The sequence below is a fragment of the Candidatus Pelagibacter sp. PS_11 genome, from assembly GCF_059417975.1.
The window spans coordinates 623582-635983 of sequence record NZ_CM182075.1 but is presented as its reverse complement, the minus strand read 5'-3'; the positions used below and the strand labels follow the sequence as shown (position 1 = coordinate 635983).

The 12402-nt window shown below is 29.0% G+C and carries 13 protein-coding genes; 10 read left to right on the top strand and 3 right to left on the bottom strand.

The window, feature by feature from the left end; genetic code table 11:
* Positions 1–12: 12 nt before the first annotated feature.
* From AC5SLT_RS03465 to AC5SLT_RS03420, 10 genes are all read left to right on the top strand, one after another.
* Positions 13–726, top strand: coding sequence for an efflux RND transporter periplasmic adaptor subunit (locus AC5SLT_RS03465; protein ID WP_494592552.1), 714 nt, complete (start codon positions 13–15; stop codon positions 724–726).
* Entirely contained in the window at positions 723–2057 is a 1335-nt protein-coding gene (locus AC5SLT_RS03460; RefSeq protein ID WP_494592550.1) for an efflux RND transporter periplasmic adaptor subunit, read from the top strand. The genes AC5SLT_RS03465 and AC5SLT_RS03460 overlap by 4 nt, the downstream gene beginning before the upstream one ends.
* Positions 2054–4156, top strand: a complete 2103-nt coding sequence (locus AC5SLT_RS03455; RefSeq protein ID WP_494592548.1) for a site-2 protease family protein — start codon at positions 2054–2056, stop codon at positions 4154–4156. Before AC5SLT_RS03460 ends, AC5SLT_RS03455 begins: the two co-directional genes overlap by 4 nt.
* Before the next feature lie 78 nt (positions 4157–4234).
* The gene (locus AC5SLT_RS03450; protein WP_494592546.1) at positions 4235–4852 is read left to right on the top strand and encodes a pilin; all 618 of its coding nucleotides are present in this window, start codon (positions 4235–4237) and stop codon (positions 4850–4852) included.
* Positions 4853–4939: 87 nt separating this feature from the next.
* Complete coding sequence (gene pyrG / locus AC5SLT_RS03445) at positions 4940–6556, top strand: CTP synthase (RefSeq protein WP_494592543.1); 1617 nt, start codon at positions 4940–4942, stop codon at positions 6554–6556.
* Complete coding sequence (gene kdsA, locus AC5SLT_RS03440; RefSeq protein WP_494592542.1) at positions 6553–7377, top strand: 3-deoxy-8-phosphooctulonate synthase; 825 nt, start codon at positions 6553–6555, stop codon at positions 7375–7377. Before pyrG ends, kdsA begins: the two co-directional genes overlap by 4 nt.
* A complete protein-coding gene (gene eno / locus AC5SLT_RS03435) occupies positions 7378–8634 on the top strand; it encodes a phosphopyruvate hydratase (protein WP_027306928.1) in 1257 nt (418 codons plus the stop codon).
* Positions 8634–8936, top strand: coding sequence for an FtsB family cell division protein (locus AC5SLT_RS03430; RefSeq protein WP_006996975.1), 303 nt, complete (start codon positions 8634–8636; stop codon positions 8934–8936). Before eno ends, AC5SLT_RS03430 begins: the two co-directional genes overlap by 1 nt.
* Positions 8926–9852 (top strand): lipoyl synthase, encoded by a 927-nt coding sequence (lipA, locus tag AC5SLT_RS03425; protein ID WP_018414093.1) that lies wholly within the window; start codon positions 8926–8928, stop codon positions 9850–9852. The genes AC5SLT_RS03430 and lipA overlap by 11 nt, the downstream gene beginning before the upstream one ends.
* Before the next feature lie 61 nt (positions 9853–9913).
* Positions 9914–10288, top strand: coding sequence for a type II toxin-antitoxin system RatA family toxin (locus tag AC5SLT_RS03420; protein ID WP_494574318.1), 375 nt, complete (start codon positions 9914–9916; stop codon positions 10286–10288).
* Positions 10289–10305: 17 nt separating this feature from the next.
* Here AC5SLT_RS03420 and AC5SLT_RS03415 read toward each other — a convergent pair whose 3' ends face one another.
* The 3 genes from AC5SLT_RS03415 to ispD are packed head-to-tail and all read right to left on the bottom strand — an operon-like array spanning position 10306 to position 12375.
* Positions 10306–10797: a CinA family protein gene (locus tag AC5SLT_RS03415; protein WP_018414094.1), complete on the bottom strand. Its 492-nt coding sequence runs from the start codon at positions 10795–10797 to the stop codon at positions 10306–10308.
* Positions 10764–11267 (bottom strand): phosphatidylglycerophosphatase A family protein, encoded by a 504-nt coding sequence (locus AC5SLT_RS03410; RefSeq protein WP_494592540.1) that lies wholly within the window; start codon positions 11265–11267, stop codon positions 10764–10766. Before AC5SLT_RS03410 ends, AC5SLT_RS03415 begins: the two co-directional genes overlap by 34 nt.
* Positions 11260–12375, bottom strand: coding sequence for a 2-C-methyl-D-erythritol 4-phosphate cytidylyltransferase (ispD, locus tag AC5SLT_RS03405; protein WP_494592538.1), 1116 nt, complete (start codon positions 12373–12375; stop codon positions 11260–11262). Before ispD ends, AC5SLT_RS03410 begins: the two co-directional genes overlap by 8 nt.
* Positions 12376–12402: the final 27 nt, after the last annotated feature.

Genomic DNA, 12402 nt, shown 5'->3' with positions numbered 1-12402 from the left:
TAACTTAGCCTCATGAAACAATTACTATTTATATTATTCATTTATTTATCATTTTTAAACCCTGTTCATTCTGAAGAAAGGGAAGCTCGAGGTTTAGTGAGCGCAACGGAGAAAGTTTCCATTTCCAGTGAAATTGCTGCAAGAGTGAAAAGTATCAATTTTTTACTAGGGGATGCTTTTAAAGAAGGGGATGTGCTGATTAGTTTTGATTGTGAAATTTATAAAGCACAAAAAGATGTAATTAAAGCCGAACATGAGAGTGCAAGAATACAATTAGAAAATGATAAAGAATTATTAGAACTAAGATCAATTGGTAAACTTCAATACCAATTAACAGTTTCAAATTATGAAAAGGCTAAAGCAGAATTGAGTATTGCAACTTTAAATGTGGATCGATGTGAAATCATTGCTCCTTATGATGGAAAAGTGATGGATGTTTATACAACTATTTTTACCAGTATAGAACAAAGACAACCCTTAATGGACATTGTTGGGGATGGATTATTAGAAGCTGAAATTGTTGCTCCAAGTAATTGGCTTAAATGGTTAAAAAAAGGACATAGCGTAAAAATCATTATTGATGAAACTGGAGAAACGTTAGATGCAACCGTTATTAGTTTAGGAGCTACAGTGGATGCAATTAGTCAAACAATAGAATTAAAAGCACAGTTTAATGAAAAATACGATTCATTAATACCTGGAATGAGTGGGATCGTTAAATTTTGAGTGAAGATAAAAACATAAAAGTTGCTCGGTTATTTGGTTTAGAAAAAAAAGCAAGAGAAGCAAGATCTCAAGACGAACTACGTTTTGTAATCGCAAATGAGACAAGACAAATTATCGATTATATCAGTGCGTTTTTATTATTAAAAACACCAGCGGATAAATTTAATATTAAAGCAACCTCTGATTTAGCTACAGTTGATAGAACCTCACCTTTACTTACTTTTATAGAAAACTTTGTAAACAACGATAAATCGTTAAGTGATAAAGAAATTCAAAATTTAGAATTAGACAAAATTGCTAAAAATATTAATTCTGAGAAACCAAAAAATTTACCCGAAAACATTTTATTTATTCCAATTATTTCACCTCAAAAAGGCCTACAAGGTTATTTATTATTAGTAAGAAGTGAAAAATTTTCTGAAAACGAAATTGAACTTGCCGGACATTTGTCTTCAACTTATGGTCATGCTTTTAATTCGTTCTTAAAAGATTTTTCAATTAAAAATCATTATAAAAAATATTTAACTGGAAAAAAATCATGGAAAATTTATGCAGCTATTTTTATAATTTTAATTTTACCTATTCGAATAACCAGTACGGCTCCAGTTGAGGTTATAGCAAAAAATCCAAGCTTAGTTACTTCACCATTTGATGGGGTGGTTAAAAATATTGTAGCAAGTAATAACGATAAAATTAAGCAAGGTGATTTATTGGTTTTATTAGAAGATATCGAACTTAAGAATAATTTAAATATTACAAACCAATCCCTTCAAGTAGCTCAAAAAGAACTTCTTCGAAGCAGACAATCATCCTTTACGAATAATGAGGAAAAAGCTCGATTAGCAGAATTAGTGGCACAAGTTGAATTAAAAAAAGTAGAAGTAGCATCAGCACAAGAAAAGCTAAAAAATACAAAATTATTTGCAAAACAAAAAGGAATTGCAATTGTAGATCAAAAAAATGATTGGCAAGGACGACCCGTTGCAGTGGGTGAAAAAATTATGACCGTTGCAAATCCTGATGAAGTTGAGTTTTTGATATGGTTGCCAGTTAAAGACTCGTTAGTGATTAAAGAAAATTCTAAAGTTAAAGTGTTTTTAGACATCAATCCAATTAGCTCGTTAAAAGGAAAACTTTTAAGATCTTCTTACGAACCTTCTTTGTCTCCTGAAGAAATATTGTCTTATAAATTAGGGGCTAGTTTTGAGGGAAAAAAACCTCCAAGAATAGGATTGAGAGGAACGGCTAAAGTTTATGGTTCAAGGGTTTTTCTATTCTATTATGTTCTTAGAAAACCAATTACTTTTGTAAGACAACTAATAGGAATATGATCGTTCCTTATCTAAGACAAGATTTAGAAGTTTTTCGTGGTAATAGCCGTGAAGATGGTTCACCAGCATGGCTTTTATATGATGCAATTCGAAATAAATACTTCACACTTGGTTTAACTGCTTTTAAACTTATTAAAAACTGGAGTGGAGGTGAAGATATTAAAAACTTTGAAAAGAAAATTAATTCATCAGGAATTGAAACCAGTGAAGATGAAATAAAAAGTTTTATTAGTTTTCTTCACCAAAATAATTTAATTGTCCAACCTTCCGGTCAAAACGTTAGCTATTTACTACAACAAAAAAATAGCATGAAGAAGAGCTGGTTATTATATTTAATACACAGTTATCTATTTTTTAAAATTCCATTATTTAAACCAGACAATTGGCTTTCTAAAACTTTAAAATATGTAAAATATTTTGGTTCAAAACGATTTAGAAATATTACTTACTTCTTTGGTTTTGTTGGTTTATTTTTAGTCGCTCAACAATTTGAAACCTTTAAAAGCACTTTTCTTTATTTCTTTTCTTTTCAAGGGTTAATGCTTTATTTCTTAACTTTAGTTTTTGTAAAATGTCTTCATGAATTAGGACATGCTTATATTGCAAAACACTATGGCTGCAGAGTATCTGCGATTGGAATAGCTTTTTTAGTTTTTTTTCCATTTTTATATACCGATACAACTGATGCCTGGAGACTTAGAAATCACAAAGAAAGATTATTAATAAACTTTGGTGGTATACTTACAGAATTACATCTAGCGTTATTTGCAACTTTTATTTGGGGAATTTTACCTGAGGGTGGATTTAAAAGTGCAGCCTTTTTCATTGCAACAACATCATGGATTTCATCCTTAACAATTAATGTAAGTCCTTTCATGAGATTTGATGGCTACTATGTTTTTTCCGATTGGTTAAAAGCTGAAAATTTACAACCTCGTTCATTTGCTCTTGCAAGGTGGAAAATAAGGGAAACTTTATTTGGTCTTAATCATAGTCCTCCAGAAGAAATTAACCCCTCAAGAAGATGGACTTTTATCGTTTATGCTTGGGCGACATGGCTGTATCGATTTTTTCTATTTTTAGGTATTGCACTTTTAGTTTATCACCTAGCATTTAAATTTTTAGGAATCATACTGTTTGCGGTTGAAATTTATTGGTTCATTATGTTACCGGTAATTCGTGAAGTGAATAATTGGTACAAATTAAAATCTGAAATAAAATTTAACAAACAAACCAAAAGAACTTTAATCATTATTACTGCTTTATTAATGGTTTTATTCTTACCCTGGAAGTCATCTTTAAAAATACCTGCAGTATATATTTCTGAGCAGTATTTAAAAATTTACGCACCTTATCCTTCAATGATTAAAAGAATATTAGTTGAAAAAGATGATGAAGTTGAAAAAGGACAAAATCTTATTGAACTTTATTCGCCTGATTTAGAGAATGAAATTATTTCATTAAGAAGAAATATAAAACTAATCAAGACAAAGATTAATCGATTAAGTAATTCAGCAGGAAATATGGATCAATACTTAACGTTACAACAAAGATTAATTGCTCTACAAACTGAATTATCTGGTCTTACAAAAGTTCAAAATAAGCTTTTAATTAAAGCACCCATTAAAGGAAAGATAAAAGATTTTTATAATTTATCTGAAGATATGTGGGTTAGTAATTTAGATCAACTTTTAGGTATTGTTCAATTTGGTACTGGAAAAGTAAAAGGATTTATTAAAGAAGAACAAATAGATCGATTTTTAGAAGAAAACCCAGCTGTCTTTATTCCAAACGATGGAATTCATGATAAAGTTTATTTAGTTTCAAAATCACTAGATTTATCTGCTGTTAATAATCTTCCTTACATTTCATTAAGCTCAATTCATAATGGTCCAGTTGCTATAAGAAATTTTACAGGAGGAAAATTTCAATATCGTCCACAAACAGCACATTATATTGCAGACTTCAAACTTGCGAAACGTAGTAAAATTCAATTCGAATTACCTGGTTATGTTCATATTGAAGGGAGTCGATACAGCCCTTTTACAAAATTGTTTAAAAATATTATTGCTATTCTTGTAAGAGAAAGTGGTTTTTAAATATCATTAGTTTATTAAACCTAAAATGGACGTCTTTTGATATAAAAAGATACATCAAATCGATTATAAATTTTAAAAATGAAAGTTATAAATAATAAAAAAGGTTTTACCTTAATTGAATTATTAGTGGTAGTTGCCATCATTGGTATTTTATCATCTGTCGGGGTTGTTGCTTATAATGGGTATACAGCTGGGGCTAAAGAATCAGCTTGCAAAGGTAATTTTAGAACCATAGTTAAAGCTGTTTATGAAAATATAATGTGGTGTGAGCTTAACCCAACAATTAATTTTTTGTGGAATCCTGAACAATCTTGGGAATATGATTGTAATACTATGTTCATTGGCGGCAGGGACGTTGTGTATCAGTATGGGTACACGAAAAATGAAAAATTAGCCAGGCTTACTATAAATGAAATTACTATTACAGATTTATCGAGAAAAGCAGACTCAAATATAGGTTCAAGAACAACACTTAACGGGATGGCCAATCCCTACAATCGTTATGGTGTTTTTCATCCTACCGGAACCAGGGAACTATATGAAGGAGATAAATATGATATGAGAGGTAATGTATCTCTTAGAAAAAGAGATAGTAGTGGAAATGAATTAAGCAATAATTGGCAGTCAGAGGGACAACTGTTTCTAATAACTAAATGTGGTGATAAGGTGATAGAACACGATTTTGATTTCTATTGAAAATTTATATGTTTTCTTAAAATGGATAAATAATTAACATAAAATACTTCTTTCCATTTTCATATTTAATGTCTATAAGATACTACCATGGCGCGATATATCTTTGTCACCGGCGGTGTGGTTTCTTCTCTTGGTAAAGGTCTCTCTTCAGCATCGTTAGCTTATCTATTACAATCAAGAGGTTACAAAGTTAGAATTAGAAAACTAGATCCGTATTTAAATGTGGATCCAGGAACTATGAGCCCATTTCAACATGGTGAAGTTTTTGTGACAAATGATGGTGCCGAAACAGATTTAGATTTGGGTCATTATGAAAGATTTTCAGGAATATCTTCAAAAAAATCTGACAATATCACAACAGGAAAAATTTATAGTGATGTAATTAAAAAAGAACGTAAAGGAGGGTATCTTGGAAAAACTGTTCAAGTTATTCCACATATAACTGACCGTATTAAAGAGTTTATAAAAAATGATACCTCAAAGGAAGATTTTGTAATTTGTGAAATTGGTGGAATAGTAGGAGATATAGAAAGCCTTCCATTTGTAGAAGCTATCAGACAATTTTCAAATGATGTGGGGAAAAAAAATGCTTTATTTGTTCATTTAACTTTAGTTCCTTACCTTAAAGCATCAGATGAAATTAAAACAAAACCTACACAACATTCTGTAAAAGAATTAAGAAGCCTTGGTATACAACCAGATATCATCATTTGTAGATCGGAAAGACCTATTCCATTAGATCATAGAAAAAAAATATCATTATTTTGTAATGTGGATATTAAAAATGTAATTCAAACTGTTGATGTTAAAACTATTTATGAAGCTCCAATTAGTTTCAATAGAGAAAACTTAGATAAACAGGTGCTTGAATATTTTAAAATTAAATCAAGGAAAAAAGTTAATTTAAATCCTTGGAAAAAGATTACAAAAATAGTTTTACAAACAAAAAAATCTATTAATATTGCAATAATTGGTAAATACGTTGACCTTAAGGATGCTTACAAATCCTTAGATGAAGCACTAACTCATGGTGGTATTGATAACAATTTAAAGGTTAACTTAGTCAGAATAGATTCTGAAAATTTAAAAATTTCTGAAATAAAAAATAAATTAAAGGGAGTTTCTGGAATTTTAATACCAGGAGGATTTGGCAAAAGAGGTACAGAGGGTAAAATTGAAGCAATTAAGTTTGCACGAGAAAAAAAGATACCTTTTTTTGGAATTTGTTTTGGAATGCAAATGGCTATTATTGAATTTGCTAGAAATAAGTTAAAAATTAAAAAAGCTACATCAAGTGAGTTTGGAAACACCGGTACTCCAATTATTGGTTTAATTACAGAATGGAATAGAGATGGAAAATTAATAAAAGGAACAGATAAAGATCTAGGTGGTACGATGAGACTTGGTCTTTATGAGGCTAAATTAAAAGAAAATTCATTAATTAAAAAAATCTATAAATCAAGATCAATCCAAGAAAGACACAGACATAGATACGAAGTTAATATAAGCTATAAAGACCAATTTGAAAAAAATGGCTTAATTTTTTCAGGGCTATCTCCAGATAAAAGACTGCCAGAGATTATTGAGTTAAAAAACCATCCTTGGTTTATAGCAGTTCAATTCCATCCTGAATTTAAATCTAGACCTTTAGCACCACATCCTTTATTCTCATCATTTATCAAGGCTGCAAAAAATTATAAATGAAAAATATTAAAGTAAATTGTGGAAATATTGAAATCGCAAATAATAATAAAATTTGCATTATTGCGGGTCCTTGCCAACTTGAAACCGAGCAACATGCCATGGATATGGCGGGTAAAATCAAAGAAATTACTTCAAAATTTAATATGGGTTTTATTTATAAAACCTCATTTGATAAAGCTAATAGAACAAGTTTAAAGGGTCAAAGAGGTGCGGGTCTCGAACAATCTTTACCTATTTTTGATAAGATTAAAAAAGAATTAAATGTTCCGATTTTAACAGACATACATAATGCTGAGCAATGTTCTGTAGTAGCTCCTTATGCTGATGTATTACAAATTCCAGCTTTCTTATGTAGGCAAACAGATTTATTAATTGCTGCTGCTAAAACTGGAAAAATTATAAATGTTAAAAAAGGTCAATTTCTTGCACCATGGGATATGGTTAATGTTACAAAAAAAATTGCTGACTCTGGTAATAATAATATTTTAGTTACCGAAAGAGGTGCTAGTTTTGGATACAATACACTTGTATCTGACATGAGGTCACTTCCTATAATGGCAAAAAATGGATATCCAGTTATCTTTGATGCTACGCACTCAGTGCAACAACCTGGAGGTTTAGGTGAAACAAGTGGTGGTCAAAGAGAGTTTGTAGAATACTTAGCAAGAGCTGCAGTAGCTGTAGGTGTTGCGGGTGTTTTTATTGAAACACATCAAGACCCAGATAATGCTCCATCTGATGGACCTAACATGGTTCCATTAGATAAATTAGAAAAATTATTATCTCAATTATTTGAAATAGATAATCTGATTAAAAAATAAATGAGTAAGATTTTAAAGATTAAAGCTCGTCAAGTTTTTGATAGTAGAGGAAACCCCACAATTGAAGCTGAAGTTTATTCAAAAAAATTAAGTGCGTCTGCCATTTGTCCATCGGGTGCTTCAACCGGAACTTATGAAGCATTTGAAAAAAGAGACGATAACAATAAAAAATATTTAGGTAAAAGTGTTTTAGGTACAGTCAATTTAGTTAATACGAAAATTTCAAAAAAATTAATAGGTACAAATATTCATGATCAAACACGTATTGATACAATCTTAATTAATCTTGATGGTACTAGGCAAAAAACAAATTTAGGTGCTAATGCAATTTTAGCTGTATCAATGGCTGCTAAAAAGCTTTCAGCAAAGATTAAGAATGTTCCACTGTATAAAACTTTTTTAGTAAAAAATAATTATAAATTACCATATCCATTAATGAATATTATTAATGGTGGAGCACATGCTAATAACGGATTAAGAATTCAAGAGTTCATGATTAGACCCGATAAAGCTAAGAGTTTTTCAGAAGCTATGAGAATATGCTTTGTTGTAATTAATAACTTAAAAAAGCTAATTATAAAGAAAGGGTTGTCAACATCTGTAGGAGATGAGGGGGGCTTTGCTCCAATGATTAGTAATAATGAAAAAGCTTTAGATTTAGTTGTTGCTGCAATTAATAAGTCTGGTTTTAAAAATGGCAAAGATGTTTCGATTTGCTTAGATGTAGCGGCAAATGAATTAATGAAGAAAGATAAGTATTCTATTCATTCAAAAAAATTTGTTTCGGTAGATCAATCTATTAAAGAATATAAGAAAATAATAAATAAATACAAAATTAAATCTATTGAAGATCCATTTGGAGAAAATGATTGGATGGCATGGAGTAAATTAATGAAAAATACTAATAATGTGCAAATAGTTGGAGATGATTTGTATGTAACTAATTTAGAAAGACTTAAAAAAGGCTTTTTAAATAATTCTTCAAACTCTATATTAATTAAACTCAATCAAATTGGTACGGTATCTGAAACACTTGAAGTTATAAAGTTTGCACAAATCATTGGATATAAAACAATAATTTCTCATAGATCTGGAGATAGCGAAGACACTTTTATAGCAGACCTGGCTGTAGGTACAAATTCAAATCAAATAAAAACTGGATCTTTAGCTAGATCAGAACGTGTTGCAAAATATAATCAATTATTACGTATAGAAGAAGAGCTTGGAAAAAAAGCATCAATGAGTAAAATTCATTAATGCTGGGGAAATTAAAAAAAAATTATTTTTTATTAATCTCTACTTTTTTAATACTTTATTTTTTCTTTAACCTTCTAGATGGTGAAAGAGGTCTTTTTTCTTATTTTAAAAAAAAAGAAATTTTAGTTAATTTAAAAATTGAAGAAGCTAATTTATCTAATAAAATCAAAGAGCTTGAATTTAAAAACTCTCTATTAAGTACTAAATTAGACCTAGATTATGTTGAAACCTTAATTAGAGAAAAATTTATGTTTGGCAAAGAAGGAGAGACCCTTTATATAATTAAAAAGAATGACAACTAAGCCAAGACATCCAGAAAAAGTTAACAAACCTTTAAATCCAATCAAAAAAAAACCTGACTGGATAAGATCTAAACTTGTTAATAGTAAAGAGTTTTTTCTAACAAAAACAATTGTTAATAATAATAATTTAGTAACGGTATGTCAGGAAGCTAACTGTCCAAATATCACAGAATGTTGGAGCAAAAGACATGCAACATTTATGATAATGGGTGATACTTGCACAAGAGCATGTGCTTTTTGTGATGTAAAAACAGGCAAGCCAGGAAAACTAGACTCATTAGAACCCGTTAAAATAGCTGAAGCCGTAAAAAAATTAAATTTAAAACATGTCGTAATCACTTCCGTTGATAGAGATGATCTCGACGATGGAGGATCAAATCATTTTTTTGAGGTAATTGATCAAACAAGAAAAAAAAATCCTAATACATCAATTGAAGTTTTAACACCTGATTTTCTAAGAAAAGGAGATGCTTATAAAAAAGTACTAGAAGCTAATCCTGATGTTTTTAATCATAACATTGAAACTGTGCCTAGACTTTATTTAAAAGTAAGACCAGGCTCTAGATATTTTTCATCATTAGAACTCTTAAAGAATGCAAAATTAGTTAATAAAAATGTTTTCACAAAATCAGGATTAATGGTTGGATTAGGTGAAAATAAAGAGGAGATCATTCAAGTGATGGATGATCTAAAAGCAGCTGATGTAGATTTTTTAACTGTTGGTCAATACTTGCAACCCTCTGTAAGACATCACCCTTTAGATCGTTATTACCATCCAGATGAATTTAAAGAGTTAGAAACTATTGCAAAATCAAAAGGATTTTTATTAGTTTCATCGACACCTTTAACTAGATCTTCATATCATGCAGATGAAGATTTCGCTAAACTTCAACAAAATAGAATTAATAATCATTAATGCCTAAGGCATCAGTTAAAAGAAGTATAAATAAAAAAAAAATAAACTTATCGAGTTTGTTTTGGATATCGAAAAATATCCAGAATTCATCCCTTTTTGCCTAGACTCAAAAGTCTACGATAGAAAAGATGAAAATAATCAAATTTTAATCATAGCAGATTTAACAATTGGAAAGGGTCCTTTTAGCGATACTTATAAAAGTGACGTTAGATTTAATAAAAAAGATGACACGATTAATGTTACTAATTTAGATGGACCACTAAAACACTTACAAAATAATTGGAAATTTATAGAAAATAATAACATCACTGAGGTTTATTTTGATGTTGATTTTGAAATTAAAAATAAGTTTTTAAATTTGTTAATGGAAAAATCTTTTGAATTTGGTTTAAATAAAATTGCTGATGCTTTTCAAAAAAGAGCTGAAACAGTATAAAAAATTTAAAAAACTGCTCAAATTAAAGAGCTAACAATATCCAAGGCCCTTTTAACTGAAGCTTTTTGAATTGAGCTTCTTGTTTTTTGTTTAAAAATATTTTTTGTTATCACCAATTTATTGGATCTTTTTACTCCTATATAGACTAATCCGATGGGTTTGTTTTTAGTTCCACCATTAGGACCTGCAATTCCAGTGACAGATACATTTATTTGAGCTTTAGATATCTTTGCTAAATTCTTAACCATAGCCTCACAACATTCAGCGCTAACAGCACCATATTTTTCGATAATACTTTTATTTACATTTAAAATATTGATTTTTGCTTGATTAGAATAGGTAATAAGACCTATGTTGAATACTTTAGATGCACCACTAATAGAAGTAATAGATGCAGCTAACATCCCTCCTGTGCAAGACTCAGCAAAAGATATTTTAAGTTTTTTTTTGATTAATTTTTTTACAATATTTTTCATTATAAAATGTAGCTCTTTAAAATCATGAAACATACAAGGGTTAGAACCACATAAAAACCAGCACAGATATCATCCATAATTACACCAAAGCTATTCTTAAAGTTTTTATCAAAAAAGTTTACAGGAAATGGCTTCATGATATCAAAATATCTAAAAAGAATAAAAAATAGAGCATAATAAACAATAGCTTCACCACCATCTTTTGTTGTTCCATGTGATATCTCATAAAGATATATAGGAATTGATTGACCTAAAAACTCATCAATTATTATTTCACCAGGATCCTTATTTTCACTATTTTCTATATAACTTGAAACAGCATAAAATGAGTAAATAAATATTATTATCAATCCAAATAAAATTATATTTGGTGAAATATTTAAAGTGTGGAATAGATAATAAAGAATAATTACAGTCGCCAGTGACCCAAATGTTCCAGGCATATATCTAATTTTACCAAGACCAAACATAGTAACTAATAATGAGTTGAAAGATTTAATCATTTTTAATAACAGAAGCTATAACTTCACAAGCTATAGCTTTTTCTTTACCAATTACACCTAACTTTTCGGTTGTTTTACCTTTTATATTAATTTGAGTGGGAGAGATATTACAAATTTTTGCAATACAGTTTATTATTTGTTTTTTATATTTTTGAATTTTAGGTTTTTGAGTAACGATATTAATATCAAGATTATTTATTAGATAACCTTTTTTTACAGTTTGCTTGATTATTTCACTTAACAGAATTGTAGATCTGATATTTTTAAATTTCTTATTCTTATCAGAGAATTTTTCACCAATATCACCCATAGAACACGCTCCAAGTATAGCATCTGTTACAGCGTGTAACACAGGATCTCCATCTGAATGACCTAATGTACCAATAGGTGAGGGTATCTTAATTCCACCTAAATAAAGTTTTTTGTTAGGCACTAACCTATGAACATCAAAACCTATTCCAAATTTTATTAAATTATTAAATCTAATATCTGATTTTATTGTAATTTTTTTGTTAGCGGCTTCTCCTTTTATAATCTTTATTTTTTTACCAGCTCTTACAAACAAGTTGGCATCATCAGTAACTTCTTCACTTTTATTATTTTGAAGTGCAAAAAGTTTTTTATAGTTAAATGCTTGTGGTGTTTGGATTAAGTAAATATTTTCTCTTTTTAAATTTTTAACATTATTTGATATTTTCTGCTTAACTGTATCTGCAGTTTGAATTGCAGGAATTATACAATCATTTGATTTTAATTCATTCATTAATTTATTTAAAAGTTTTAAAGAAAAATTTGGTCTTGCAGCATCATGAATTATTACATTTTTAAAATTATTTCCTTTAATACTTTTTAAGGCATTATAGGCAGACTCTGCTCTTGTTTTACCACCTATGATAATTTTGATGTTTTTAATATTAAGCTTATTGATAAAATTTTTGTGTTTTTTATTTACTACTAGAACAATTTTATTAAATTTATTAAAAACTTTAGCTTTATCAATTGAATGCAATAATAAAGGTTTACCTTTATAATTTGTGTAGGGTTTTGGAGTATTTGAATTAAATCTTTTACTTTCACCTCCAGCAAGTATTATAAAGCAACTATTCATGATAAAAATATATAACACATTATTTTG

What these genes read in the sequence shown, in the direction of transcription:
- AC5SLT_RS03465 (WP_494592552.1), top strand. Translation starts at nt 13, where the DNA reads ATGAAACAATTACTATTTATATTATTCATTTATTTATCATTTTTAAAC.
- AC5SLT_RS03455 (WP_494592548.1), top strand. Translation starts at nt 2,054, where the DNA reads ATGATCGTTCCTTATCTAAGACAAGATTTAGAAGTTTTTCGTGGTAAT.
- AC5SLT_RS03450 (WP_494592546.1), top strand. Translation starts at nt 4,235, where the DNA reads ATGAAAGTTATAAATAATAAAAAAGGTTTTACCTTAATTGAATTATTA.
- pyrG (WP_494592543.1), top strand. Translation starts at nt 4,940, where the DNA reads ATGGCGCGATATATCTTTGTCACCGGCGGTGTGGTTTCTTCTCTTGGT.
- kdsA (WP_494592542.1), top strand. Translation starts at nt 6,553, where the DNA reads ATGAAAAATATTAAAGTAAATTGTGGAAATATTGAAATCGCAAATAAT.
- eno (WP_027306928.1), top strand. Translation starts at nt 7,378, where the DNA reads ATGAGTAAGATTTTAAAGATTAAAGCTCGTCAAGTTTTTGATAGTAGA.
- AC5SLT_RS03430 (WP_006996975.1), top strand. Translation starts at nt 8,634, where the DNA reads ATGCTGGGGAAATTAAAAAAAAATTATTTTTTATTAATCTCTACTTTT.
- lipA (WP_018414093.1), top strand. Translation starts at nt 8,926, where the DNA reads ATGACAACTAAGCCAAGACATCCAGAAAAAGTTAACAAACCTTTAAAT.
- AC5SLT_RS03415 (WP_018414094.1), bottom strand. Translation starts at nt 10,797, where the DNA reads ATGTTTCATGATTTTAAAGAGCTACATTTTATAATGAAAAATATTGTA.
- AC5SLT_RS03410 (WP_494592540.1), bottom strand. Translation starts at nt 11,267, where the DNA reads ATGATTAAATCTTTCAACTCATTATTAGTTACTATGTTTGGTCTTGGT.
- ispD (WP_494592538.1), bottom strand. Translation starts at nt 12,375, where the DNA reads ATGAATAGTTGCTTTATAATACTTGCTGGAGGTGAAAGTAAAAGATTT.